Origin of the sequence: Kitasatospora sp. NPDC101183 (assembly GCF_044767945.1) — a bacterium.
Lineage (GTDB): Bacteria > Actinomycetota > Actinomycetes > Streptomycetales > Streptomycetaceae > Kitasatospora.
On record NZ_JBIWOW010000001.1, the window covers coordinates 382,549 to 406,764 of the forward strand.

Annotated in this window: 21 protein-coding genes and 1 pseudogene; 9 read left to right on the forward strand and 13 right to left on the reverse strand. The window is 72.7% G+C overall.

The annotated features are described in order from the left end of the window. The first annotated feature begins 366 nt into the window (after window positions 1–366). On the forward strand, window positions 367–1,797 hold the full coding sequence (locus ACIRRS_RS01590; RefSeq protein WP_402963226.1) for a GH1 family beta-glucosidase: 1,431 nt from the start codon (window positions 367–369) through the stop codon (window positions 1,795–1,797). 32 nt (window positions 1,798–1,829) lie between these two features. On the opposite strand, the gene ACIRRS_RS01595 is transcribed toward ACIRRS_RS01590, so the two are convergent. From ACIRRS_RS01595 to ACIRRS_RS01615, 5 genes and pseudogenes are all read right to left on the reverse strand, one after another. Next, a complete protein-coding gene (locus ACIRRS_RS01595) occupies window positions 1,830–2,915 on the reverse strand; it encodes a lactonase family protein (RefSeq protein ID WP_402963229.1) in 1,086 nt (361 codons plus the stop codon). 167 nt (window positions 2,916–3,082) lie between these two features. Next, window positions 3,083–4,423, reverse strand: a pseudogene (locus ACIRRS_RS01600) (aldehyde dehydrogenase family protein); the annotation flags it as partial. 84 nt (window positions 4,424–4,507) lie between these two features. After that, the gene (locus ACIRRS_RS01605) at window positions 4,508–5,521 is read right to left on the reverse strand and encodes an NADP-dependent oxidoreductase (RefSeq protein WP_402963232.1); all 1,014 of its coding nucleotides are present in this window, start codon (window positions 5,519–5,521) and stop codon (window positions 4,508–4,510) included. A gap of 51 nt (window positions 5,522–5,572) precedes the next feature. Further along, on the reverse strand, window positions 5,573–6,151 hold the full coding sequence (locus ACIRRS_RS01610; protein WP_402963235.1) for a TetR/AcrR family transcriptional regulator: 579 nt from the start codon (window positions 6,149–6,151) through the stop codon (window positions 5,573–5,575). Between the two features lie 4 nt (window positions 6,152–6,155). Further along, window positions 6,156–6,851 carry a type 1 glutamine amidotransferase domain-containing protein gene (locus ACIRRS_RS01615; RefSeq protein ID WP_402963238.1) on the reverse strand — a complete coding sequence of 232 codons (696 nt, stop codon included), beginning with the start codon at window positions 6,849–6,851 and terminating at the stop codon, window positions 6,156–6,158. A gap of 192 nt (window positions 6,852–7,043) precedes the next feature. Between ACIRRS_RS01615 and ACIRRS_RS01620 the strand changes: the two genes are divergently transcribed. Then, window positions 7,044–7,982 carry a LysR family transcriptional regulator gene (locus ACIRRS_RS01620; RefSeq protein WP_402963241.1) on the forward strand — a complete coding sequence of 313 codons (939 nt, stop codon included), beginning with the start codon at window positions 7,044–7,046 and terminating at the stop codon, window positions 7,980–7,982. Between the two features lie 105 nt (window positions 7,983–8,087). On the opposite strand, the gene ACIRRS_RS01625 is transcribed toward ACIRRS_RS01620, so the two are convergent. After that, the gene (locus tag ACIRRS_RS01625) at window positions 8,088–8,606 is read right to left on the reverse strand and encodes a hypothetical protein (protein WP_402963244.1); all 519 of its coding nucleotides are present in this window, start codon (window positions 8,604–8,606) and stop codon (window positions 8,088–8,090) included. A 33-nt stretch (window positions 8,607–8,639) separates the two neighbouring features. Continuing rightward, window positions 8,640–9,551, reverse strand: coding sequence for an aegerolysin family protein (locus ACIRRS_RS01630; RefSeq protein ID WP_402963247.1), 912 nt, complete (start codon window positions 9,549–9,551; stop codon window positions 8,640–8,642). A 374-nt stretch (window positions 9,552–9,925) separates the two neighbouring features. Between ACIRRS_RS01630 and ACIRRS_RS01635 the strand changes: the two genes are divergently transcribed. Continuing rightward, on the forward strand, window positions 9,926–10,615 hold the full coding sequence (locus tag ACIRRS_RS01635; RefSeq protein ID WP_402963250.1) for a carbon-nitrogen hydrolase family protein: 690 nt from the start codon (window positions 9,926–9,928) through the stop codon (window positions 10,613–10,615). Window positions 10,616–10,624: 9 nt separating this feature from the next. Here ACIRRS_RS01635 and ACIRRS_RS01640 read toward each other — a convergent pair whose 3' ends face one another. The 4 genes from ACIRRS_RS01640 to ACIRRS_RS01655 form a co-directional block, all read right to left on the reverse strand. Continuing rightward, window positions 10,625–11,356, reverse strand: coding sequence for a hypothetical protein (locus ACIRRS_RS01640; protein WP_402963253.1), 732 nt, complete (start codon window positions 11,354–11,356; stop codon window positions 10,625–10,627). 48 nt (window positions 11,357–11,404) lie between these two features. After that, complete coding sequence (locus ACIRRS_RS01645; protein WP_402963256.1) at window positions 11,405–11,578, reverse strand: hypothetical protein; 174 nt, start codon at window positions 11,576–11,578, stop codon at window positions 11,405–11,407. 164 nt (window positions 11,579–11,742) lie between these two features. Further along, entirely contained in the window at window positions 11,743–11,964 is a 222-nt protein-coding gene (locus ACIRRS_RS01650) for a DUF2690 domain-containing protein (protein ID WP_402963551.1), read from the reverse strand. A 90-nt stretch (window positions 11,965–12,054) separates the two neighbouring features. Then, window positions 12,055–12,495 (reverse strand): hypothetical protein, encoded by a 441-nt coding sequence (locus ACIRRS_RS01655; protein ID WP_402963259.1) that lies wholly within the window; start codon window positions 12,493–12,495, stop codon window positions 12,055–12,057. A gap of 362 nt (window positions 12,496–12,857) precedes the next feature. Here ACIRRS_RS01655 and ACIRRS_RS01660 point away from each other — a divergent pair, with 362 nt between their 5' ends. Beyond that, window positions 12,858–16,745, forward strand: coding sequence for a helix-turn-helix domain-containing protein (locus ACIRRS_RS01660; RefSeq protein ID WP_402963262.1), 3,888 nt, complete (start codon window positions 12,858–12,860; stop codon window positions 16,743–16,745). Window positions 16,746–17,187: 442 nt separating this feature from the next. Beyond that, on the forward strand, window positions 17,188–18,609 hold the full coding sequence (locus tag ACIRRS_RS01665) for a P-loop NTPase fold protein (RefSeq protein WP_402963265.1): 1,422 nt from the start codon (window positions 17,188–17,190) through the stop codon (window positions 18,607–18,609). Window positions 18,610–18,620: 11 nt separating this feature from the next. Here the strand turns inward: ACIRRS_RS01665 and ACIRRS_RS01670 are convergent, their stop codons facing one another. Continuing rightward, complete coding sequence (locus ACIRRS_RS01670; RefSeq protein ID WP_402963268.1) at window positions 18,621–19,364, reverse strand: GntR family transcriptional regulator; 744 nt, start codon at window positions 19,362–19,364, stop codon at window positions 18,621–18,623. Window positions 19,365–19,572: 208 nt separating this feature from the next. Here ACIRRS_RS01670 and ACIRRS_RS01675 point away from each other — a divergent pair, with 208 nt between their 5' ends. Genes ACIRRS_RS01675 through ACIRRS_RS01685 form a run of 3 tightly spaced genes read left to right on the forward strand, consistent with a single transcriptional unit; the run spans window position 19,573 to window position 21,945 of the window. Continuing rightward, window positions 19,573–20,394, forward strand: coding sequence for a putative hydro-lyase (locus ACIRRS_RS01675; RefSeq protein ID WP_402963271.1), 822 nt, complete (start codon window positions 19,573–19,575; stop codon window positions 20,392–20,394). A gap of 40 nt (window positions 20,395–20,434) precedes the next feature. Then, window positions 20,435–21,070, forward strand: coding sequence for an allophanate hydrolase subunit 1 (locus tag ACIRRS_RS01680; RefSeq protein WP_402963274.1), 636 nt, complete (start codon window positions 20,435–20,437; stop codon window positions 21,068–21,070). After that, a complete protein-coding gene (locus ACIRRS_RS01685) occupies window positions 21,067–21,945 on the forward strand; it encodes a biotin-dependent carboxyltransferase family protein (protein ID WP_402963277.1) in 879 nt (292 codons plus the stop codon). The genes ACIRRS_RS01680 and ACIRRS_RS01685 overlap by 4 nt, the downstream gene beginning before the upstream one ends. A 230-nt stretch (window positions 21,946–22,175) precedes the next feature. On the opposite strand, the gene ACIRRS_RS01690 is transcribed toward ACIRRS_RS01685, so the two are convergent. Beyond that, window positions 22,176–22,748 carry a MarR family winged helix-turn-helix transcriptional regulator gene (locus ACIRRS_RS01690; RefSeq protein WP_402963280.1) on the reverse strand — a complete coding sequence of 191 codons (573 nt, stop codon included), beginning with the start codon at window positions 22,746–22,748 and terminating at the stop codon, window positions 22,176–22,178. Between the two features lie 256 nt (window positions 22,749–23,004). Between ACIRRS_RS01690 and ACIRRS_RS01695 the strand changes: the two genes are divergently transcribed. Continuing rightward, window positions 23,005–24,204, forward strand: a complete 1,200-nt coding sequence (locus ACIRRS_RS01695; protein WP_402963283.1) for a cytochrome P450 — start codon at window positions 23,005–23,007, stop codon at window positions 24,202–24,204. Window positions 24,205–24,216: the final 12 nt, after the last annotated feature.

Below are 24,216 nucleotides of genomic sequence, written 5' to 3' on the forward strand. Positions count from 1 at the left end.
CGCCTCTCGCGCCGTCACATGACAGAGTGATGCGACGGCGCGCGAGGGGAGACAGGCGCGCGGTCCGTCCATGTCCGCGTCATTCGACCGGCCTTACACATGGTGAGCAGGGTCGTCGGGTCTGTCAACGGCCGCTGAGGCCTCATCGAGGCCTTCCGTCCTCGAAGTCGCCGGTCGGCGCGGCCGGCACGCCTCTCACATGGCCACGGCACGCGCGGGCGGCCCAAGTCCCTTTGGTGTCAGGCCTCTTGACAGTGCTTCACCGAGGAACCAGGGTTGCCCGATCGGGAGCCCTCCCACGATTCACCGAGCCCCCGAACCGGCCGGCACCCGTTCGCCCACCGATCCCCATGGGAGCACCCCGTCATGACTGCGGCCCCACCGGACGTCGGTTCCGCCCGACGCGCCTTCCCGCCGGGCTTCGTCTGGGGCACGGCCACCGCCGCCTACCAGATCGAGGGGGCCGTCGCGGAGGACGGCCGCACCCCGTCGATCTGGGACACCTTCAGCCACACCCCCGGCAGGGTCGACGGCGGCCACACCGGCGACATCGCGGTGGACCACTACCACCGCTTCCGCGAGGACGTCCGGACGATGGCCGAACTCGGCCTCGCCTCCTACCGGTTCTCCCTCTCCTGGCCCCGCATCCGGCCCGGCGGCCGCGGCCCCGCCTCCCGGCGCGGCCTGGACTTCTACCGGCGGCTGACCGACGACCTCCTCGCCCACGGCATCACCCCCGTCGCCACCCTCTACCACTGGGACCTCCCCCAGGACTTGGAGGCGGCCGGCGGCTGGCCCGAGCGGGAGACGGCGTACCGCTTCGCGGAGTACGCGGCGCTCGCCGCCGAGGCGCTCGGCGACCGGGTCCCCACCTGGATCACCCTCAACGAGCCCTGGTGCAGCGCCTTCCTCGGCTACGGCTCCGGCGTCCACGCCCCCGGCCGCACCGACCCCGGCGACGCGCTGCGGGCCGCCCACCACCTCAACCTCGGCCACGGCCTGGCCGTCGGCGCCCTGCGCGCCGCCCTGCCGGCCTCCGCGAAGGTCGCCGTCTCGCTCAACCTCCACGTGGTGCGCCCGTTGAACGACCGCCCGGAGGACCTGGAGGCCGCCCGCCGGATCGACGCCGTCGGCAACCGGATCTGGACCGGCCCGATGTTCGGCGGCCGGTACGACGAGGACCTGCTGAAGGACACCGCCCACCTGGTCGACTGGGACGAGTTGGTCCACGAGGGCGACCTCACCGAGATCTCCCGCCCGATCGACCTGCTCGGCCTGAACTACTACAACCCGACCGTCGTCTCCGCCGCACCGGCGGACGCCGAGGGCCGTCCGCGCGAGGACGGGCACGGCGCCGGCGCGTTCTCCCCCTGGCCGGGCGCCGACGGCGTCGCCTTCCACCGCGCCAACGACGACCTCACCGCCATGGGCTGGCCGATCGACCCCACCGGGCTGTCCGACGCGCTGCTCGACATGCACCGCCGGTTCGGCCTGCCGCTGATCGTCACCGAGAACGGCGCGGCCTTCCAGGACACCGTCTCCGCCGACGGCACCGTCCACGACCCGGAGCGGACGGCGTACCTGCGCCGCCACCTCGACGCCGTCGCCGACGCGATCGAGGCCGGCGCGGACGTCCGGGGCTACTTCCTCTGGTCCCTGCTCGACAACTTCGAGTGGGCCTACGGGTACGACAAGCGCTTCGGCATCGTCCGCGTCGACTACGACACCCTGGAGCGCACGCCCAAGAGCAGCGCCCGCTGGTACTCCGAGGTGATCCGCCGGGGCGGACTGGACTGACGGCGGCTCGACGGGGCCCGGCGCTCCTGCGCTCAGGGGCCGACCGGCAGGACGGAGGTGGGCTCGGTGAGCGTCAGCGGCTCCCCGGCCCGGGTCAGGGCGCCGGAGGACGGGTCGACGTGGAAGGCCGTCAGCGAGTCGGAGCGCTGGTTGGCGCAGAACAGGAGCCGCCCGTCCGGGGTGAGGGCGATGTCGCGCGGCCAGACGCCGCCGCAGGGCACGGTGGCGAGCAGCTCGACGGACGCGCCGTCCTCGCGGACGGCGTGGACGGCGATCGCGTCGTCGCCCCGGTTCGTCGTGTAGAGGAAGCGGCCGTCCGCCGAAAGCCGTACGGCCGCGGCGTAGTTGACGGTCGGCGAGCCCGGGTCCTGCCGGGTCTCCAGCTCGGCGACGGCTTCGAGGCTGCCGGAGGCCGCGTCCCAGGTGCAGACGGTGAGGGTGGAGGAGAGCTCGTTGACCACGTGGACGTACCGGCCGGCGGGGTGGAAGACCAGGTGCCGGGGCCCGCGCCCGCCCGGCAGCTGGACCGTCCCGTGGGGACGGAGCCGGCCGCTGGCCCCCTCGAAGGCGTAGACGTGGATCCGGTCGGTGCCGAGGTCCGTGCAGAGCAGGAACCTGCCGTCCGGCGAGGGCGCGGCCATGTGGGCGTGCGGCGCGGTGAGCAGGTCGCCCTCGGGCTCCCGCCCGGCGAGGCGGATGGTCTGCGTCGCCCCGCCCGCCACCGCGCCGTCCGCTCCCGTCGGCAGGACGGAGAGGACGCCGTCGCCGTAGTGGGCCACGAACAGGTGCGAGCCGCCGGGGTGGACGGCGAGGTGGCAGGGCCCCGCCCCGCCGCTGGCGGCCCCGGCGAGCGGGGTCGGCGCGAGGACGCCGGAGTCGGCCCCGAAGGACACGACGCGCCCGGCCTCCTGCTCCACCACGGCGTGGACGACCGTGCCGCCCGGCCCGCCGACCGCCGCGTACGAGGGGTGGTCGACCGCCACCGTCCGTACGAGGCTCATGCGGCCCTCGGCGTCGTACCGCACGGCACTCAAGCCGGCGCCCGCCGCCGCGCTGCCGACGACCAGGGTCCCTCCGCCGACCGTCGGGAACAGGGCTTGGTCCGGCGTGAGGTCCATCGGTGTCTGCTTTCCGCCCACCGATCGGCGGGCTGTCCGTCGGCGCGACGCGTCACGGGCCGCGGCCCCGGATTCCACCGTGCCCGTCCCGTCGTGACGGGAGCCTAGCCCACCCCATCTCGGCGGCCACCAGGGCGTCCGGGAATCGGCGGCGGAGGCGTCCCCGCTCAGCCCAGGGGGACGTCCAGGCGGGCGCGGCGGTGGCTGAAGGTGGCGAGGGAGTGGGGGCCGTGGTAGCTGCCGAGGCCGGACTCGCCGACTCCACCGAAGGGCAGGTCGGGCACCCGCAGGTGTGCCATGGGCAGGCCGAATCCGACGCCCCCGGAGGAGGTCTCGGCGACGAGGCGGGCGCGCGTGGTCTCGTTCCCGGTGAAGCCGTACAGGGCCAGGGGCTTGTCGCGGTCGTTGATGAAGGCGATGGCCTCGTCGAGGTCCGCGACCTCGACGATCGGCAGGACGGGGCCGAAGATCTCCTCCCGCATGACCGGGTCCTCGGCCTTCACACCGGTCAGGACGGTGGGCGCGATGTAGAGGTCCTCGCGGTCGGTGGTGCCGCCGAAGGCGAGGGTGCCGGAGTCGAGCAGGGCGGCGACCCGGTCGAAGTGGCGCCGGTTGACGAGGCGCCCGTACGCCGTCGAGGCCTGCGGGTCGCCGCCGAAGATGCGCTCCACGACCTCGGCGAGTGCGACCGCCAGGCGCCGGGCGGTGGCCGGGTCGGTCAGGACGTAGTCGGGGGCGACGCAGGTCTGGCCGGCGTTGCGGAACTTGGCCTCGGCGAGGCGGGTCGCGACCGTGTCGACGTCGGCGTCACCGTCGACGAACACCGGGGACTTCCCGCCCAGTTCGAGCGTGACGGGCGTGAGGTGCTCGGCCGCCGCGCGCATGACGATGCGGCCGACGGTGCCGTTGCCCGTGTAGAAGATGTGGTCGAAGCGCAGGGCGAGCAGCTCGGTGGTCTCGGGCACCCCGCCCTCGACGACGGCGACCGCGTCCCGGTCGAGGTACTCCGGCACCAGGCGGGCCATCAACGCCGAGGTGGCGGGGGCGAGTTCGCTCGGCTTGAGGAGGACGGCGTTCCCCGCGGCGAGCGCCCCGGCGACCGGGACGAGCGACAGCTGGACCGGGTAGTTCCAGGGCGCGATGACGAGGACGGTGCCCAGCGGCTCGTAGTGGGTCCCGGCGGTCGTGCCCTCCGGCAGGCCGGCCAGGGCGTGGGCGCCGAGCGGCTCGGGGGCGAGCCACTCCTCCAGGTGGTCGAGGGTGTGGTCGATCTCGCGGACCGGGAGGTCGACCTCGGCGCCGTACGCCTCGGGGCGCGGCTTGCGGAGGTCGGCGTGGAGGGCGTCGGCGATGGCCTCGCGGTTCTCGGTCAACAGGGCGCGCAGTGCGGTCAGTTGGGCGCGGCGCCAGGCGAGCGGCCTGGTCCTGCCGGAGCGGAAGGTGGCTCCCAGCGAGGCGACGAGGGATGGGATGTCGGGCTTGGCATTGATGGCGGTCATGGCGGTGGTCTCCTGGCGCCGCTCGGCGGGTGCCGAACAGCAGGTCGGGTGCCGGGCGGGGGGTCGCTCTCCGCCGCCCGGCGAGGGCCTGGGTCAGGCCTGCGGGAGGCGGACGAGCATCTTGCCGGTGTTGGCACCGCGCATCATGGCCCGGAAGGCCTCGAAGGCGTTCTCGATGCCGTCGACGACGGTCTCGTCGGTGACGAGCGAACCGTCCTTGAGCCAGCCTCCCACCTGTCGGGCGAAGTCCGGCACGAGGTGGAAGTGGTCGCTGACGTTCATGCCGCGCAGGTTGATGCGCTTGCCGATGGCCAGCGGCAGGTGCGCCGGGCCCGCGGGCAGTTCGGTGGCGTTGTACATCGAGATGGCGCCGACCAGGGCGACGCGGCCGCGCAGGTTCATGGTGCGGATCGCGGCGTCGAGGTGGTCGCCCCCGACGTTGTCGAGGTAGACGTCGATGCCGCCCGGAGCGGCGGCGGCGAGCTGCCCGGCGATGTCGCCCGCGCGGTAGTCCAGGGCCGCGTCGTAGCCGAAGTCGCCGGTCAGCCGTGCGGCCTTGGCCGGGCCGCCGGCCGAGCCGATGACGCGCGAGGCGCCGAGCCTGCGGGCGAACTGCCCCGCGACGGAGCCGACCGCGCCCGCGGCGCCGGAGACGAAGACGACGTCGCCCTCCTGGACGGGGGCGACCTCCGTGAGGCTGGCCCAGGCGGTCAGGCCGGTGGTGCCGAGGACGCCCAGGTACGCCTGGGCGGGAGCGAGTTCGGGGTCGACGAGCTGGACGTCGCCGGCGCCCAGCAGGGCGTACTCGCGCCAGCCGAGGAAGTGGGTGACGGTCGCGCCGACGGGGATCTCGGGGGCCTGCGAGGCGACGACGGTGCCCACGGCCGAGCCGGTCATGGCCTCGCCCAGCGCGAACGGGGGGATGTAGGACTCGCCCTCGTTCATCCGCCCGCGCATGTAGGGGTCGACGGAGAGGTGGTCGTTGCGGACGACGACCTGGCCGGGGCCCGGGTCGGGCACGGTGGCCGTCGCGAGCGCGACGTCCGAGTCCTTGGGCTCGCCGACGGGGCGGGCGGTCAGGTGCCATTCACGGCTGGAGAAGGACATGACGATCCTCAGTGGTGGTGTGGAGTTCGGCTCAAAAAAAGGGGTGGGGGGTCAGCCGCTCGCGGTCACCGGCGCGCCCAGCAGCCCGGCCACGAGGGCGTCCGACCCCAGGGACAGCAGGCTGTGCGCGTCCGCGGCGGTCTCCAGGCCGGCCACCAGCGCGATGCACAGGTCCGCGGCCTCGCCGGGCTCGATCCCCTCGGCGGTGCCCGCCTCGGCGAAGAGGCCGGCGAAGAGAGCGACGAGCAGGCCGCGCAGGTCGGCGGTGAAGGCGGAGCAGATCCCGCCGAAGAGGCGGGCCTTCTCGTCGAGCAGCTCCGCCGTGTGCGGGGAGTCCTCGTGCAGGGCGAGGACGAGATCGAGCTTGGCGGCGAGGACGCCCCGGACGCGTACGGCGTACGGGGCCTCGCCGTCGGCCGCCGCCCGGCCGGCCCGCGCGAGCGCCTGCTCGTGCAGGCGCCCGGCGAGCCGCCGGAAGGCGTCGTCCTTGCTGCGGACGTACTGGTAGACCGCGGACCGGGACACGCCCATGGTGGTGGCGATGTCGTCCATCGTGGTGCGCCGCACGCCGTACCTGGTCAGGCAGTCGTACGTGGCGTCGAGGACCTCGTCGAGCCGGTCGGTGCCCATCGGGTCAGGCCAGCTTGCGGAGCAGCTCGGCGGCGAGCGGGGCGGAGGAGGCCGGGTTCTGGCCGGTGACCAGGTTGCGGTCGACGACCACCTTCGGCGCCCACGGCTCGCCGACCAGGACGTTCACGCCCGCCTCGGTGAGGCGGTCCTGCAGCAGCCACTTCGCCCGGTCGGCGAAGCCGGCCTGGGCCTCCTCCTCGTTGGTGAAGGCGGCGACCTCGTACCCGGCGAAGACGTTGGTGCCGTCGGCCCGGGTGGCGGCCAGCAGCGCGGCCGGGGCGTGGCAGACCACGCCGAGCGGCTTGCCGGACTCCAGGGCGAGGGTGAGGAGGCGCCCGGAGTCGGCGTCGACCGCGAGGTCCTCCATGGGGCCGTGGCCGCCGGGGTAGAAGACGGCCGCGTAGTCGTCGAGGTCCACGTCCTCGATCCTGACGGGCGTGCGCAGCTCGTCGAAGCCGGCCAGGACCTCGGCGACGCGGTCGGCGCCCTCCTGGCCGCCGTTGACCTCGGGGGCGAGGCTGCCCCGGTCGACGACCGGAACGACGGCGCCGGGGGTGGCGACGACGATCTCGTGACCGGCCGCCGTGAAGGCCAGGTACGGGGCGACGGCCTCCTCGGCCCAGAAGCCGGTGGGGTGCTTGGTTCCGTCGGCCAGCGTCCAGTGGTCGGCGCCGGTGACGACGAAGAGGATCTTCGACATGAGGGTGCTCCGAGCGTGCGGATCCCGTACGGGATCGGGGACGGTGGGGCGCCGCCACCGACGTTTCCGAAGCGCTGACACTCCGCGCCCGGTTCGTCAGTGTGACGACTCCCCGACGGTAGAGCGCCCACCCCATCGGAATCCAATAGGCTCGTGCATGTGAGAGATAGGGAATCCGATGGACGGCCGGGAATGCCGCCAGGAACGCCGCCGGGGACGCCCTCGCAGGGGAACGGCCTGCTCGACCTGAACCTGCTGCGCACGTTCCTCGCGGTGTACCGGGCCGGCGCCTTCACGGCGGGCGCCCGCGTGCTGGGCCTGTCGCAACCGACGGTGACCACGCAGATCCGCTCCCTGGAGACCCAGCTGGGCCGGGAACTGTTCGAGCGGCTGTCGCGCGGCGTCGCCCCGACCCCGTTCGCCGACGAGCTGGCCGCGCGGGTCATGGAACCGCTGGACGCCCTCGGCCCGGTCGGCGGCGGCGCCCTCTTCGGCGAGGGCGAGGCGGAGCCCGTGCACCTGGCCGGGCCCGCCGAGTACATCACGCACTGCGTCATGCCGACGCTCGCCCCGCTCGTCGACAAGGGGGTGCGCCTGCGCATCGCCTTCGGCCTCACCGACGACCTGCTGGACGGGCTCCGCGCGGGCCGGCACGACCTGGTCATGGCCACCCTGCGGCCGCGCGGCCGCGCGCTCGCCTCCGTACCGCTGGCCGACGAGGAGTTCGTCCTGGTCGCCGCGCCCTCCTGGGCCGAACGGATCGGATCGCGGCTCGCCACCGAGGGGCCCGCCGTCCTGCACGCGGTGCCGCTGGTCGCGTACGCCGAGGACCTGCCGATCGTCCGGCGCTACTGGCGGCACGTGTTCGGCAGGCGCCTGACCTGCCGGCCGACCGTCACGATCCCCGACCTCAGGGCGGTCAGGGAGGCGGTGGTCGGCGGCGCCGGATTCAGTGTGCTGCCCCGCTACCTGTGCGCCGACGACCTGGCCTCGGGCGCCCTGGTCCTGCTCAACGACCCCGACGACCCGCCGATCAACACCGGCTTCCTGGTCCAGCGCCCGGGGGCGTCCACCAACCCCCACGTCACGCTGGTCCGCGACCACCTGCTGCGCTCCGCGCAGGACGCCTGAGCCGCCCCCGCCGGCCACGGTGGTGGCGTTCACGGGTGGGGAGGCGCCTCGCCCCCGGCCGCAGGAGGCGACCGGGGGCGAGGCGTCGGAGAGGTCGTCCGCCGTCTACGGGTGGGCGTTGACGACGAACCAGTAGAAGGCCGTGGTCGCCATGACGGCCGCGTTCCCGGCCAGCGCGAGGTAGCGGCCCGTGGCGCGGTTCTTCAGGGCGACGGTGCCGCCGGGGCCGGCGACGGTGGCCCACTCCCAGGTGTTGCCGTGGCCCCAGTTGGCCTCGACGGCGCCGTTGTCGTCCTCCAGGCCCTGGCCCGCGAACCCGTAGTTCTGCAGCTCGACGGCGCCGTTGACGGTGTGCGCGGTCCACAGGGCGTTGTGGTAGCTGTCGCCGTACCACATCCTGCTGGCCTGCGTCCCGATGTGGTTCCAGGCGTACTCGCCCAGCCACTGGTCGGGCGCGTTCTGCGGGGCGAGCACGTAGTTCTGGCCGTCGGTGATGGCCGCCAGCGCGACCGAGGCCGACGCGGGGGTGGCGTTCGGAGCGGCGACCGGGGCGGCGACCGCCTCGGAGGTGGCCAGCGGCACCAGGGTCATCGCGGCGACGGCCGCCGCGGCCAGGGCCTTCACGCCCGGAAGGGTACGGAGGATGCGCGCCACGGGTCAGCTCACCTTCTCGACGGTGAAGGTGACGTAGGCGTTGTCGCCGCTGCCACCGTTCCAGTAGCAGCGGTAGCCCTTGTCCGTGTTGACCTTGCAGCCGTACGAGTTGCTGCCGGAGTAGGGGTTGTTCCACGAGATCTCGACGGTGGTCTCGCCGTCCGCGTTGAAGACGGCCTTGCCCTCGGTGCCGGTCATGAAGCCGTTGGACTCCGACTGCCAGGCGCCGTTGGACATCGGGAACACGGCGTCCGGCGGCAGCATGTTCTCGGTCCAGGTGCCGTGCTTCAGGGAGGAGGACGTCCGGTCCAGCTTGGAGACCGTACGGTTCTGCAGGATCACGTGGGTGCTCCGGGCGGCGGCCGCGGTCACGGGCGGCGCCAGGTCGGCGCGGGCGGCGGCGACGGCCGGGCTGCCGCTGAGGCTGAAGGCGACGGAGGCGTTGTTCCCCGAACCACCGGTCCAGGAACAGGTGTAGCCCCGGGGGGCGCTGCAGCTGTACCCGTTGCTGCCGGAGAACGGGTTGTTCCAGTGGATCACCACCTGGCCGCCCGCGACCTGGTAGCGCACCTCACCCTCGGTCCCCGTCATGAAGCCCGACGAGTGCGAGCCCCAGGAACCCGTCTTGTTGGCCTCGATGTTCTCGGGCGGAGTGGCGTCGTCCCAGACCCCGTGGGACAGGTCGCTGTAGTTGCGGTAGATCGTGCTCGTCGTGCCGTTGTACAGCGAAACGGCGGTACTGCGCGCCGACTGCACCAAGGCCGGCCCCTCGGCCGCGCCCGGCCCCTGGGCGGCGACCGCCGCCGGCGCGGCGGCGAGCAGGAGCGCCCCGACCGCCGCCACCGCGACACCCGCGCCCCCGACCGCCCGCGCCGCCGTCGCTCCGGACCTACCGGTTGTGCCCTTGTACAACATCGTGCCTCCTTGTCGTTCACCGCCCGTTGCGGCATGTACACGCTCTGACACTCGACTAATGCTTTACTAACGATTGACTGTCGTGGGCATGACCGATAGAGGGAGGCGCACGTACCAGGGCCGCCCATTCGCACGCTGACCTGCGCGTTCGTGCGACTCGGGCAGAGCTGGAAGCACGGGCCGTCAACTACACCGTGTGGTAAAGAAATCGCCAACCATCCGCATTCTCGCCACCACCTGCCCACCCCCGCGCCCCCGGACCGCAACTCGGCCGCGACTCGGCCGCGACTCGGGGCCCGAGCGGCTCCGGTGTACGGTCGCCGTGCGGGGCGGTCGTTTCCTTCGAGGCGGTGGGGGCAGGCGTGGAGCTGCGGTTGAGCATCGCGGTGGCGCAGCCACGGTGCGTCGCGCACGACGTGGCGGCCAATGCGGAGGCGCACGCGCAGGCCGTTCGGGCGGCGGGCGCACGGGTGGTGGTCTTCCCCGAACTCTCGCTGACCGGTTACGAGTTGGACGCCGAACTGGTCTCGCCGGAGGACGACCGGCTCGCGCCGGTCGTCGCCGCGTGCGCCGAGACCGGAACGCTCGCCCTGGTCGGTGCGCCCGTGTCGGGCCCGCGCATCGGCATCCTGGCCGTCGACGGCGACGGAGCCCGCGTGGTCTACGGGAAGGTCTTCCTGCACCACACCGAGGCCGTGCGCTTCGTGCCCGGGGAGCCCGCCGTGATCGACGTGGACGGCTGGCGGCTCGGGCTCGCCGTCTGCCGCGACACCGGCATCCCCGAACACGCCGCGCGGACGGCCGCGTTGGGCATCGACGGCTACGTCGCCGGGGTCGCCCACGCCGACCACGAGGCCGCCGTCCACGGCGCACGGGCCCGCCGCGTCGCCGCCGACCACGGCGTCTGGGTGGCCACGGCCGCCTTCGCGGGCCCCACCGGCGGCGGCTTCGCCCGTACGTCCGGCCGCTCCGGCATCTGGTCGGCCGACGGGGAACTGCTCGCCGAGGCGAGCGCCGCCCCCGGCGACCTCGTGCGGGCCGTCCTCAGCAGGAGCGCGCGCTGAATCGGGCTGTCAGGCGGGCCCGTTCGGCTCCGCACCGGTGAGGTCCACCCACCGGCCCACCTCGCCGGCGTGACTGCCCGAGGCCGTCGCCTCCGCGACGGCCGCGACGGCCTCGGGCGTCGGCCCGCCGTCGCGGAAGAGCAGGGTGAGCGGCCAGGACGGGGCGCCCGGCTGCTCCCCGTCGAACGCGTTCCAGTGCCAGGGACCGTCGAACGTCCACGCGCGCCCGTCGCGGTCGACGACCTCGTCGCCGGTCTCCAGGAACGCGAAGGGGCGGAGGAGCAGTTCGAGCCGGAACGGCTCGCCGCCGGCCGGATCGAACTGGTACCCCTGCTCCTCCAGCCGGGCGTCGTAGGACTCGCCCTGCCGCAGGACGTCGAGGTACGTCGCCGGTCGCGGGAGCCAGCCCGTCTCCAGCGGCGGGTCGAAACGGTGGACCGCCAGCACGTGCACCACGGTCTCGGGGACACCGACCCGGCACCTGTCACCGGCCTTCAGCGTCTCCTCCGCCGGCACCGTCCGGAAGTACTCGCGTTCCCGGTCGCGGTCCGTCGGCATCGGGAGAGCCACGTCGCCCGTCCACTCGATCCCGTCCGCGGCCGTGTCGATCTCCCACCACGGCCAGCGCACCGCGACGTGGTACCGGTCGACCCCGGTGACCGTCACCTCGGTGAACGGGCACTCCATCCTCAGCACGTCGCCCGGACGGTAGTCCTCGGCGCCGACGGTCCGGTTGCTCATGTGCCTCACGTTGCCCTCGGGACCTCGGCACCGTCAAGATCGTTCGGGTCAGCCGGAGCCGATGACGGTGTCGCGAATTCCGGAGCCGTCGCGGGTCGGGTAGCCGGTGCCGGTGATGGAGAACGGCCTGCCCGCGTGATGGCAGTCGATCATCGCGCCGAGGGCGTGGGTGGGCTCGGGGATCTGCAGGCCCCCACCCGGCGGACGGCGTCGACCGGGCATCGGCTGGTTCGACGGCCGATGCCCGGTCAGGTACGAGGGCCGGGACTACTCGCAATGCGTCGCAGATCCCTGGTCTCGCCGGAGCCCTACTCGCTGACCCCGCCGAGGAGACGGAACTGCGCCGTCGCTGTGGCTTTGAGGATCTCCGAACGGGCGGAGGAGCCTCAGTGCCAGGCGGTGCAGACGTCCTTCAGGATGCAGGCACACGCGGTGCCGGAGCCGTCGACCATGTCGCCGTATCCGGTGGAGCCGATCGCGTGCCACCACACGGACCTGGTCTCGGTTTCCACGTAGAACTGCTGCCCGTTCGAGGCGTCGTAGATCCGGGCCCAGTTCGCCGTGCACGAAGAGCTGTAGCGGAGTTCGATCGTGCCCCTCCGCCGAATCCACCGACTCCACCGTGCAGGCGTCCGTGTTGCAGCCCATCTCCACCGGGTCCTGTCCGTTGCACGACGCCGCCGGCCGCAGGGGGAAGCTCAGTGCGCGTTGGTGTAGATGTAGCTGCCGGTGTCCCAGTTGTAGATGGCGAGCTTGATGGTCTTGCCGGCGTCGGAGCGCCCGTAGTCGACGGCTCCCCACCAGCCGTTGCCCTCGTCGATGGTGGCGGGGGTACCGGACCAGTCCCACCCGCTGCCGTTCCACGTCAGGGTCCACAGGTTCTGGCCCTGGTGGGTGGTGTTGAGGAACGCGTCGACGTACTCATGACCGTCGCTCCCCCAGTACACGTTCATCTGCGCGTACTCGCCGGTGGCGCCGACGGCGTCGCACCAGTGGTAGTGGCTGGTCGCGCAAGCGACCGGGGAACGGAGCTGCTGCGGAGCGGCGGAGGCCGGCCCGGCGATGGCAATGGTGCCGCCGATGAGCGCCGCGCCCGAAGCGAACGCGACCATCGCGGTACGGATCTTGACGAGTGACATTGCTGTCTCCTTGCGGTAGGGAACACGGAGGGGACTTCGCGGCAGTCCGAGAACCGCGGGGGTCTGGATGCCGTTGCGCTTCACGGAAGCGGCGAACGCGGCCCGTACGGGCGGTGGTGTCGCCGAGGCGTGCTTGTGCCGACGCCGGGCCGGTTGTTGCTCTCCGGCTCTGGCGTGGTTCGAGTTTTCACGGCCGACCGGTTGTTGCGCAGCCCTCCTCGCCACTCGAAACAAAAGGCCGCCCCGCAGGCCGGAAGGACCGCCGGAACGAGACAGGCTGACGGGAAGCCGTGGCAACGGCCCTCGCGGGTCCGTAGGTTGACGCGGGTCGATGGTGTCGCCGAGCGGGGGGAGGACGCGGGATGGGCCGTCAGGAGGGCCCGTTGGATCCGGCGGCAGGGCCGGTCCAGCGTTTCGCGTTCGAGTTGCGGAAACTGCGCCGGGAGGCAGGGGACCTCACCTACCGGGCGATGGCCGGCCGTACCCGGTACTCGGTCGCGACGTTGTCGCGGGCGGCCGGGGGACAGCAGCTTCCGTCGCTTCCGGTGGCGCTGGCCTACGTGGAGGCCTGTGGCGGGGACCCCCTGGAGTGGGAGCGGCGCTGGCGCGCCGCGGTGCGGGAGGTGGCCGCCGGGGGCGGCGACGACGCCGGTGCGCCGTACCGGGGCCTGGCCCGCTTCGAACCCGGTGACCGGGACCGGTTCTTCGGCCGCGACCAGCTCATCACCGACCTGCTGGCCCTGGTCGACTCCCGTCGCCTGGTCGCCGTCGTGGGCGCCTCGGGCAGCGGCAAGTCCTCCCTGCTGCGCGCCGGACTGATCCCGGCGCTGCGGGACCGGGGCACGACGGGCACGGGTCCGGCCGCCATCCGGATCTTCACTCCGGGCCCGCGGCCGGCCTCCGACCATGCCGCAGCGGTGGCCCCCGGGAACGGCACGGGCGACACGGTGCTGATGGTCGACCAGTTCGAGGAAACGTTCACGCTGTGCACCGACCCGGCGGAACGCAACGCCTTCATCAACCTGCTCCTGGCAGCGTGCGAGCCGGACAGCCGACTACGGGTGGTCCTCGCGGTGCGGGCCGACTTCTTCGGCCACTGCGCCGACCACCACGCACTCGCGGCGGCCCTGCGGGAAGCCACGCTACTGGTCGGGCCGATGGGCCCCGCCGAACTGCGGGAGGCGATCGTCAGACCGGCCGCCGACGCGGGCCTGATCGTCGAACGCGCCCTCACCTCAAGGATCGTCGAGGAGATCGACGGCGAGCCGGGCGGACTCCCCCTGCTGTCGCACGCCCTGCTGGAGACCTGGCGCCACCGCAAGGGCAGGGCCCTGACAGAAGCCGCCTACGAGGCCGCCGGCGGCGTGCACGGCTCCATTGCCCGAACCGCGGAGCGCACCTACGAACGCCTGACACCGCACCAGGCCGCCCTTGCCCGGCGCGTCCTGCTGCGGCTGGTCACCCCGGGCGAGGGCGGGCGGGACACGAGTCGTCCCGCTGACCGCACCGAACTCGAATCCCTCGGCTCCGATGACACCGACACCGGCACCGCGACGGTGCTGGAAAGCCTGGTCCGCGCCCGGCTGATCACCCTGGACGGCGACACCGTCCACCTCGCCCACGAAGCACTGATCAGCTCCTGGCCGCGCCTGAACACGTGGATCGAAGACGCCCGCGACAGGCTGCGCCACCACCGGCACCTCACCGAGGCCGCCAAGGCCTGGGAAGAGCTGGACCAGGATCCCGGAGCGCTCTACCGGGGCACCCGCCTGGCAGCGGCCGAAGCGACCTTCGCCGGCGAAGGGCCCCGTGGTGACCTCACCCCGCTGGAGTCCCGCTTCCTCACTGCCGCCCTGACCGCTCGCGACCAGGAAGACCGGAGGACCGCACGCTCCGCCCGACGGCAGCGCACCCTGCTCGCCACACTGTCCGCCCTGGTCGTGCTCGTCCTGCTGGCCGGAGTGATCGCGTGGCAGCAGAGCCTGACCGGCGAACGCCGCCGCACGGAGGCCGCCGCCCGCCGGGCCGCCGCAGTCGCGGACGGCATGCGCTCCTCCGACCCCCTCACAGCCATGCGACTGAGCCTCGCCGCCTGGAAGACCGCCGACCTCCCCGAGACACGGTCCGCACTGCTCGGCGCCACCGTCCAACCCGACCAGGACGTCTTCGCCGACCCTCCCTCCGACAAGGCTGCCCCGGAAACGCACTTCCTCAGCGGCGACGGCCGCACCCTGGTCAGCGTCGGCTCGGATCAGGTGGTGACGTGGGACGTCAGCACACATCGGCAGGTGGCTTCGCTCCCCGGCATGGGGAAAATGGCGTATTTCGTGACCGACATGAGTGCCGACGCCCGGGCACTCACGGTCTACAACCCCCAGCAGGTGGATGTATGGGACCTGGCTACGGAAAGTAGTAGCAAGGTCCTGGAAACACGCACCGCTTCCGGATCCCTCCTTCATCCCACCGCGGCCCGGTTCGGTCCGAGTGGGCGGACTCTGCTCCTCTACGGGCTCAACCTCGACCTATCAGAATTCGTGATCCAAGTATGGGATCTCCGCAGCAGCCAGGTACTGCTCGAACGACGCACCGGACGCAGTGATCACCGCGAGGTCAGCCACGACGAGCCACGCCGTCTACCGGGCCTCAGAGAGCGACAGATTCTGCGAGAGCAACGACTCCCTCAATACCCTTACCCCGATGCATCGTTGAGCCCCGATGACCGCCTGATGGCGCTCTGTGTTCCCGGAGAGCCGACTCACGTGTGGAACCTTCCGGAGCAGCGTGAAGTGCCTACCCCCTGGGCTCCAGCCGTCACCGCGGAACAATGTCTCAACCAGGCGGTCCGGTTCACGCCGGACAGCCGCCTGCTGGCAGTCACCGAAAGTCAGGGAGTCCGGATCTGGGACATCGCCTCGGGAACAGAACTCCCACGGATCGAGCATGCCGGCATATCGGAGGTGGCGTTCAGCCAGGACGGAACATTCATGCTGGCGTGGGACGGCAAGGAGTTGTTGCTGTGGCGCCTTGACACCCCATCGGTCCCCGTCTTCAGACATCCGCTGGCCGACACCGACGTCGGCCAGTTCGGACTGGATCTGGATCAGCGCAGGATCCGCTACCTCCAAGGGTCGACCGGCACAGAGGTCCGCACCATCGACCTCACAAGTGTCCTGGACCCGAATTGGGAAGGCCAATCAGCCGCAGCCGCCGTGTTCAGCCCCGACGGCAGCAGGCTTGCCACGCTACTGTCCTCCCCGGGCGCAGGCACGTATCGCTTCCGGCTTCGGGATCTGCGCGGCGGAGGACATGTCGTCGACCTTCCCTCCATGTCCTGCCCATCGCATCCCGAAGGCCTGGTGCCTCCCGCCCCGTGCACCTTCCTCACGGCATTCCGTCCCGACGGGCGAGCCTTCGCCTATGGCGTCATCGACCAGACGTCGACCGATAATCCCCCACCATCACGTGTGTTCATCTGGGACATCTCCGCCGGCCGCACGAGCGAGACCCTTGACCTCTCGGCTCCCCATTCGTTCCCGGGGAGCACCGTCGACGCGATCGCTTTCACACCGGACGGCAGATCGCTCCTGGCATCACGCCAGATGCAGACGGATGCAGTGGAGGTCTGGGACCTGTCCCAGCAAACCAAGACGTACAAGATCACCGGCATCGGGGGAGACCGACTCACCGTCCGACCGGACGGACAGCTCATCGTCACCTCGCACAACCAAGTCGCCAACCTGCAGTCCGGTCTGGTGATCCCTCGTACGCTCACCCAGAGCACGACCCACGCCGTGGCGTTCAGCCCTGACGGCGCGTACCTGGCCACCGGCGACGAAGCCGGCCGCGTCACCCTCTGGGACGGCAACGCGGAGCGGAACCTGGGTGTCCTGCCCGGCACCTTCCGTCCCAACACCACAGGGACGTTCCACCCGATCTCCGCACTCGCCTTCTCCCATGACGGCCGTACCCTGGCCGCCTCGGGAACCGACGGCACACTGCGGATGTGGGACCTCGCATCCCACCAACCACTCGGCCCCGCCCTCCCCGTGCCAGGAGGCGCCACCCTCTCCCTGGTCTTCGGCCCCGACGACCGCACCCTGCGCGCAGCGACCGAGCACGTACCGGCACACGAAGTCGTGGTGGCACCGAACCAGGAAGCCGCCAACATCTGCGAACGCGCCGCCGGCGGCCTGCCGCCAACCGACTGGAACACATACCTCCCTGAGGTGCCCTACCGGAAGGTCTGCTGACCCCAACGGCTTCACCGTCGACGAGCGAAGGACGGACACCGCATGACCAGGCCGGGGGCGTCGTCTCGGCCTGATCGGCGACCCCTTGCACGCCGTCGTCGAAGGGGCGCGCGAGCGGGCGCTCGCCCTCGTTCAGGAGCGGGCGCTACCGTTCTCCGCCCCCTGGCCCGCATGGGTGCCCGACCCCGCGTGGCCGTCGCCCGAAATCCCCGAGGGAGCCGAGCGGTTCGAGGTCCGGGCAGCAGATCGACAGGTCGGCGCCTCCACCGCACCGGACGTCGCCGGAGGCGGGTGCGGCCAGTGATCGAAACTCCCGCCACTCGCCCACCACAAGTGAGATCATCATCCAGGCTGTTGACTGATCGTCACCACTCCGGTCAGTTGACGTGCCGACGGAGCGGCCGCCCCGGATCGGGTGGCCGCACGCGCTTGGGGGGTACACATGGCAGGCACGAACCTGGCTCCGGACCAGCACGTTCTTCCCGGTCCACCCGACTACCGGCTCCTCAACGACAAACCGATCAGCCTGTCCGACGACCAGGACGTCCTGCGGACCGGCGAGGTCGCCGAGCGGCTGACCAGCCTCGTCCTGCGGTCCAGGGACGCCACGCCGTTCACACTCGCCATCGACGGCGGCTGGGGGACGGGCAAGAGCAGCCTGATGCAGCAGATCGAGCTCCGGCTGAAGGAGCAGGACGCGGACGCCACCGAGTGCGTCTGGTTCAACGCCTGGACGGCGCGCGGCGGGGACGCGCTCGAAGGCCTCATCAAGTCGGTGCTGCGGCGGCTGGACCGCAACGTGCTGCGCCGGGCGCTGTACCGGGCGCGGGAGCACCGGTCCACGATGAACCTGCTGCGCGGCGCGGCCACGCTGGCGTTCGGGTTCTTCCACGTCGGCCACCTGGTGGACCGGCTCTGGGAGCAGTGGGAGGTCGACGCGGCCGGGCGCAACGACCTGCGCAGGGTCATGAAGGCCCTGACCGACGACTGGGCCTCCGGCGGCGGCAGCGGCCGGCCGAGGCGCCTGCTGGTCGTGTTCGTCGACGATCTGGACCGCTGCTCCGACGAGACCGTGCACGCCGTCCTCGACGCCGTCAAGGTCTACCTGGACCTCCCGGGGCTGGTGTTCGTCCTCGGGTTCGACCAGTCCCGCCTCGCCCGGCAGCCCGCGAACCCGAAGGCGCCGGGCCGCAGGCCCGACGTCAGCGCCAGCTACCTGGAGAAGATCGTCCAGGCCGGCTACCGCATCCCGCCGCCCACCGCCCGGCAGGCCGAGAGCCTCGTCCTGGCCTGCGCGAGGGAGTCGGGCACGGACGGCCTCTTCACCCCGCACCTGGCCGCGCTGCTGGCCGCCCGCACGGGCCGCAACCCGCGCCGCCTCAAGCGCCTGATCAACAGCTTCATCATGTACCAACTCGACCCCGCCTGGCAGGAGTTCGATCCCGCCAGCGTGATGCGCACGGTGCTCCTGCACCAGCTCTACCCGGAGTTCCACCGGGCCGTGTCCACGCCCGACTCCAAGGACCTGATCGAGGACTTCGTCCACTACCACCGCGGGCGCACGCTGCTGAGCCGCACCTCGCCGGGCCCGTCCGACCCCGCCTGGCCGGGCCTGGAGCGGCTCGCCGAGCACGCCGAGGTCGACAGGCCCCCGCGCGAGGACACGGCCGGCTGGCTCAAGGCCCTGGCCGGGCTGGAGGGCCGCCTCCCGAAGGTGTTCCGGGAGCTGTCCGCCGACCCGGACTTCGTCCTCCTGGTGACCGAGCTGTACGAGGCCCCCGACTCGGAGGCGCTGCGCCGGCGGTACCAGCGGTTGGAGCCCGCGGAGGAGCCTGCGGAGCCGGAGCCGGGGCCGGACGCCTGAGCGACCTGAGGTCAGCGGCCGTCGGCCACCTTCCGGTACTCGGCGACGAGCTCCCGCTCGGCGTCGTCGAGGTACCCGGTCAGGTAGTCGGCGGCCGCCTGCCCCTCCCCGCGCTCCAGCAGGCCGAGGATGTGCCGGTTCCGCGCCCGGTACGCCTCGTGGAAGTCCTCCATGTCGGGCATGACGTGGAACACCAGCCGCAGCTCCGCCAGCACCCGCCCCATCAGCTCGTCCGCCCGGGGGCTCCCCGCGAGCGCGACCAGCGCCTGGTGGAAGTGCATGTTGGCCGTCCCGAGCGCCCGCCAGTCGCCCTTCGCCGCAGGGCTCTCGGCCTCGGCGACGGCGGCGGCGAGCCGGTCCAGCCCGGCCGGGCGCTCGCGCACCTCGCGGACGGCGGCGGGCTCCAGGAGGCGCCGGAGGCGGAACAGGTCGGCCACGTCCTCGACGGTCAGCCGGCGGACGAACACGCCCTGGCCGGGCCGGTGTTCGAGGAGCCGCTCGTGGGTGAGCATGCGGAACGCCTCGCGCAGGGTGTTCCGCGAGATCCGCAGGATTCTGCAGACCTCCTCCTCGGAGAGGCGCTCGTCCGGCCGCAGCCGCCCCTCGGTGACGCGCTTGCGCAGGACGGAGGCCACGGCGTCGGCCTTGCTCGTCCATCCCGTCAGCGGTGCGAGGTCAGCGGCCCACCCCCCGGCGTCCGCCTCACCGGGCCCCCGCGGGACGTCGTCCACCGCTGCTGCTTGCCGCTCACCCATGCCTCGCCGCTCCCGTCGATCCGTCGTGATCCTGCATCAACTCCATTCTGGGGCTTGTAGGTTTGTTGAACAATCCCCTAGCGTGGACAGTGCCCGGACACGCGAGAAGCGCGAGGGGCCCCGTACGTCGCGGGCTCCGCTCACCTTGTTCCCTCCTCAGCGGCCGGCCGGCCGACGCCGGCCTCCACCCGGATTTGGAGCAGCAGCCATGACGCTCACCCTCCCGGACCATGACGATCCCGCCACCCTCACGCCCTCGCAGGCCCGCGCCCTGTTCCGCGCCGGTCTCGTACGGCCGACGGCCGGGTGGGCCCTCGGCCGGACCCAGGCCAACCTGATCATCGTCCCGCGCGACTGGGCCGAGGACGTCAGGCTCTTCGCCGAGCGCAACCCCGCCCCCTGCCCGGTGCTGGAGGTCGTCACCGACCCCGGCTCACCGGCCAGCGCCCTCGCCCCCGGAGCCGACCTGCGCACCGACGTCCCGCTCTACCGCGTCTGGGAGAACGGCGAACGGACGGCGGAGCCCACCGACGTCCTGGACGTCTGGCGCGACGACCTGGTCAGCTTCCTGATCGGCTGCTCGTTCACCTTCGAGAGCGCCCTCCTCGCCGCCGGCATCCCGCTGCGGCACATCGCCGAACGGCGCAACGTCGCCATGTACGTCACCGACCGCCCCTGCACTCCGGCCGGCCGGATGCACGGGCCCCTGGTGGTGTCGATGCGGCCGGTCCCCGAACCCCTCGTCGCCACCGCCGTCGCGATCACCGCGCGGATGCCCGCCGTGCACGGCGCCCCCGTCCACGTCGGGGACCCGTCCGCACTCGGCATAGCCGACCTGGCCCAGCCCGACTTCGGCGACCCCGTCGAGGTCAAGTCCGGTGAGGTGCCCGTCTTCTGGGCCTGTGGTGTCACCCCGCAGGCCGCCCTGATGGCCTCCCGGCCGCCCTTCGCCATCACCCACGCCCCCGGCCACATGCTGATCACCGACGCCCTGGACACCGACTACCTGACCGGACACGACGGGCCGTGAGACGCCCGCACCACCCGAGGCACCCGAGGGGGAATCACCGATGCGCGTCCTGCCCTGCGGCACCAGCGCCGCACTCGTCGAACTGGACGACCTCGACCACGTGGCCGCCCTGCACACCGCGCTGACGCACCACCCCGTGCCGGGCGTACGGGAACTCGTCCCGGCCGCCCGCACCCTGCTCATCCGCTACGACCCCGCCACGACCGACCGCACCCGCCTCGCCGAAGCCGTCGCCGCCCTGGAACTCACCGGGAAGGCCCCGGCGCAGGACGGCGACACCGTCACCGTCCCCGTCCGCTACGACGGCGCCGACCTCGACGACGTCGCCCGGCACTGCGGACTGACCGTGCCCGAGGTCGTCGCCCGCCACACCGCCGCCACCTACCGCGTCGCCTTCTGCGGCTTCTCCCCCGGCTTCGCCTACCTCACCGGCCTCGACCCGCGGCTGCGCACCCCGCGCCGGGCCACCCCGCGCATCCGCATCCCCACCGGATCCGTCGCCCTGGCCGACGAGTTCACCGGCATCTACCCGCGTGAGTCCCCCGGCGGCTGGCAGCTCCTCGGCACGGCCGCCCTCACCCTCTGGGACGCCGAACGCGACCCGCCCACCCAGCTCACCCCCGGCACCACCGTCCGCTTCACCGCCCTGCCCGACGGGGAGGCTCCGTCCGCATGACCGCATCCCCCGCCACGGCGCGCAGCGTCGAGGTCCTGCAGCCCGGCTACGGCGCCACCGTCCAGGACCTCGGCCGCCCCGGCCACGCCGCGCTCGGCGTCAGCCCGTCCGGCGCGGCCGACCGGGACAGCCTGCGCCTGGCCAACCGGCTCGTCGGCAACCACGAATCCGCCGCCGGCATCGAGGCGCCCCTCGGCGGCCTGACCCTGCGCTTCGACCACCACGCCACCGTCGCCCTCACCGGCGCGCCCTGCCCCGCCCGGGTCGGACGGCGCCAGGTCGACATGTACGCCCCCGTCAGGCTCGCCCCCGGCGACGAACTGCGCGTCGCCACCCCGGCGGAGGGGCTGCGGCTGTACATCGCCGTGCGCGGCGGCCTCCGCACACCCGCCACCCTCGGCTCCCGCTCCACCGACACCATCGCCGGCCTCGGCCCCGCCCGCCTCGCCGCCGGGGACGTCCTGCCGGTGGGCACCTCCACCACCGGCTGGCCCGCCGCCGACCTCGCACCACGGCCCCGCCTGCCCGCCGAACCGCGCCTGCGCATCCTCCCCGGCCCCCGCGACGACTGGTTCACCGCCGCCGCCCTGACCGCGCTCACCTCGCAGCCGTACACCGTCACCACGGACAGCGACCGGGTCGGCATGCGCCTCGACGGCCCCGCCCTCGAACGCCTCCACCACCGCGAACTTCCCTCGGAGGCCACCGTCGCCGGCGCCCTCCAAGTCCCGCCCAGCGGCCGGCCGATCCTCTTCCTCGCCGACCACCCGGTCACCGGCGGCTACCCGGTCATCGCCGTCGTCCACGAGGCCGACCTCCCCCTCGCCGCCCAGGCCCGCCCCGGACAGACCCTCCGCTTCAGCCACCGCGCCTGACCGGCCCCGGCACTGCTGCGGCTCACACCGCGCACCCGGCCCCTCGCCGGCCCGGAGACCGGCGAGGGGCTCCGTCGTTGCGCTACGGGCTCAGCCGCTGCACGCCAGGGTCGCGTTCTGCGAGTCCGGGTCGTTCCGGGTGCAGGTGTGCTGGGGCGCCGACAGGTCGCTGACGCGGCGTCGGGCGGCACTCCAGCCCGTTCGGCACGGATGGCGTCGCGTCAGGAGGCTCAGGGCTCGACGGCGGCGCGCAGGGCGGGCCGCGCCTCCGGGGCCGGGGGCGGGCCGTCGTCGCCGTCGGCGAGCAGTGAGCCGCGCACCCGTTGCACGTAGCGCTCGATCAGGTGGCCCAGCACCCCGACCGTCGCGGCGACGTCCGGGGCCGGAACGCCGTCCAGGGCGTCGGTCAGGCCGGTGATGTTGGCCTGTTTGAACCGCTCCAGCAGGCTGCGGCCGTCGGCGGTGAGGGCGACCCGGCGGGCCCGGCGGTCGAGGGCGTCAGGGGTGCGGGCCACCAGGTGCTGGCTCTCCAGGCGGTCGATCTGCCGGGTGACGTGGGAGGGCTTGACCATCAGCCGATCGGCCAGGTCCCCCACCCGGCTGGGCCCGTCGGCCTCGGTGAGAGCGCGCAGCAGGTAGACGTCGGAGCGGGCGGCGGTGATGCCGGCTTTCGCGATGCGGCGCTCGTGCTCCTGGGAGCGGGTCAGCAGGTAGGCCAACGAGGCCAGCACGGCCTCCAGGTCCGCGGTGGCGGCCCGGCCGTCCGCGGGATCGTCTGAGGGGTCGTCTGCGGCGTCCGGCATGGGGGAACTGTAGCGGCCGGTGCGCCGGACGGCTGCGGCGCGGACCGGTCGTCGGATTCCGGCCAGTTTCGGCGCCCTCCGGATGGGCCCTTCCGCCGCCACGGACCGCGAGTTAGCGTGACAGCGAGTTATTTGCTTTTGGCACGTAAATGCCCCGGCCCGCGTGCCCGCATGCCCGCACGTGTCCGCGCACCCCCACGGCACCGAGGGCCGGACCGACCCATCCGGCACAGCCAGCTCCGAAAGGGGAGCCCCCATGGCCACCGCCGCACAGACCCCCCGCTTCACCCACCCCGCCGCCCGAGGCACCTGCCCCTTCGCCCCGCCGCCGGCCTACCAGCAGGCCCAGCACGAGGAGCCGATCAGCCGGATCTCCCTCTGGGACGGCTCCCCCAGCTGGCTGCTCACCCGCCACCAGGACATCAAGGCGGTGCTCTCCGACGCCCGCTTCAGCTCCGACGCCTCCCGCCCCGGCTTCCCCTTCCTCAGCGCCGGCGCCCGCGAACTCACCAGCGGCCAGCCCACCTTCGTCAGGATGGACGACCCCGAGCACGCCCGCCTGCGCCGGATGCTCACCGGCGAATTCATGATCCGGAAGGTCGAGGCACTGCGCCCCGAGGTCCAGCGCATCGCCGACGACCTGCTCGACCGGATGACCGAGGGCAGCCACCGGGCCGACCTGGTCGCCGAGTTCGCCCTCCCCCTGCCCTCCCTGGTCATCTGCCTGCTCCTCGGCGTCCCCTACCAGGACCACGAGTTCTTCCAGGACTGCAGCCGCGTCCTGCTGCGCCGCGCCTCCACCGCCGAGGACGTCAAGGCCGCCCAGGCCCGGCTCACCCGGTACCTGGAGCAGCTCACCGACGCCAAGCGCACCGAGCCCGACGACGGCATCCTCAGCCGCCTGGTGGAACGCGGCGAACTCGACACCGGGGAGATCGGCGCGATGGGCCGGCTGCTGCTGGTCGCCGGACACGAGACCACCGCCAACATGACCTCCCTGTCCGTCCTCGCCCTGCTGCGCAACCCCGACCAGCTCGACCACCTGCGCCGCCACCCCGAGGCCGTGCCCGCCGCGGTCGAGGAACTGCTGCGCTACCTGACCATCGTGCACTCCGGCCTCACCCGGGTCGCCACCGAGGACGTCGACCTCGACGGGGTGCGCATCCGGGCCGGCGAGGGCGTCATCTGCATGATCAACACCGCCAACCGGGACACCGCGCAGTTCCCCGACGGCGACGCGCTCGACGTCACTCGCGACGCCCGCCTCCACCTCGCCTTCGGCTTCGGCGTCCACCAGTGCCTGGGCCAGCCGCTGGCCCGGCTGGAACTGCAGATCGCCCTCACCACCCTGCTGCGCCGCCTGCCCGAACTGCGCATGGCCACGGCCTTCGAGGACGTCCGCTTCCGCGGCGAGATGCTCGTCTACGGCGTGCACGAGCTGCCCGTCGCCTGGTAGCCCGGCTCCGCC

What these genes read in the sequence shown, in the direction of transcription:
- ACIRRS_RS01595 (WP_402963229.1), bottom strand. Translation starts at nt 2,915, where the DNA reads ATGGACCTCACGCCGGACCAAGCCCTGTTCCCGACGGTCGGCGGAGGG.
- ACIRRS_RS01665 (WP_402963265.1), top strand. Translation starts at nt 17,188, where the DNA reads ATGGCAGGCACGAACCTGGCTCCGGACCAGCACGTTCTTCCCGGTCCA.
- ACIRRS_RS01690 (WP_402963280.1), bottom strand. Translation starts at nt 22,748, where the DNA reads ATGCCGGACGCCGCAGACGACCCCTCAGACGATCCCGCGGACGGCCGG.
- ACIRRS_RS01645 (WP_402963256.1), bottom strand. Translation starts at nt 11,578, where the DNA reads ATGCCCGGTCGACGCCGTCCGCCGGGTGGGGGCCTGCAGATCCCCGAG.
- ACIRRS_RS01670 (WP_402963268.1), bottom strand. Translation starts at nt 19,364, where the DNA reads ATGGGTGAGCGGCAAGCAGCAGCGGTGGACGACGTCCCGCGGGGGCCC.
- ACIRRS_RS01680 (WP_402963274.1), top strand. Translation starts at nt 20,435, where the DNA reads ATGCGCGTCCTGCCCTGCGGCACCAGCGCCGCACTCGTCGAACTGGAC.
- ACIRRS_RS01610 (WP_402963235.1), bottom strand. Translation starts at nt 6,151, where the DNA reads ATGGGCACCGACCGGCTCGACGAGGTCCTCGACGCCACGTACGACTGC.
- ACIRRS_RS01695 (WP_402963283.1), top strand. Translation starts at nt 23,005, where the DNA reads ATGGCCACCGCCGCACAGACCCCCCGCTTCACCCACCCCGCCGCCCGA.
- ACIRRS_RS01640 (WP_402963253.1), bottom strand. Translation starts at nt 11,356, where the DNA reads ATGAGCAACCGGACCGTCGGCGCCGAGGACTACCGTCCGGGCGACGTG.
- ACIRRS_RS01605 (WP_402963232.1), bottom strand. Translation starts at nt 5,521, where the DNA reads ATGTCCTTCTCCAGCCGTGAATGGCACCTGACCGCCCGCCCCGTCGGC.
- ACIRRS_RS01655 (WP_402963259.1), bottom strand. Translation starts at nt 12,495, where the DNA reads ATGTCACTCGTCAAGATCCGTACCGCGATGGTCGCGTTCGCTTCGGGC.
- ACIRRS_RS01620 (WP_402963241.1), top strand. Translation starts at nt 7,044, where the DNA reads ATGCCGCCAGGAACGCCGCCGGGGACGCCCTCGCAGGGGAACGGCCTG.
- ACIRRS_RS01615 (WP_402963238.1), bottom strand. Translation starts at nt 6,851, where the DNA reads ATGTCGAAGATCCTCTTCGTCGTCACCGGCGCCGACCACTGGACGCTG.
- ACIRRS_RS01685 (WP_402963277.1), top strand. Translation starts at nt 21,067, where the DNA reads ATGACCGCATCCCCCGCCACGGCGCGCAGCGTCGAGGTCCTGCAGCCC.
- ACIRRS_RS01630 (WP_402963247.1), bottom strand. Translation starts at nt 9,551, where the DNA reads ATGTTGTACAAGGGCACAACCGGTAGGTCCGGAGCGACGGCGGCGCGG.
- ACIRRS_RS01590 (WP_402963226.1), top strand. Translation starts at nt 367, where the DNA reads ATGACTGCGGCCCCACCGGACGTCGGTTCCGCCCGACGCGCCTTCCCG.
- ACIRRS_RS01660 (WP_402963262.1), top strand. Translation starts at nt 12,858, where the DNA reads ATGGGCCGTCAGGAGGGCCCGTTGGATCCGGCGGCAGGGCCGGTCCAG.
- ACIRRS_RS01675 (WP_402963271.1), top strand. Translation starts at nt 19,573, where the DNA reads ATGACGCTCACCCTCCCGGACCATGACGATCCCGCCACCCTCACGCCC.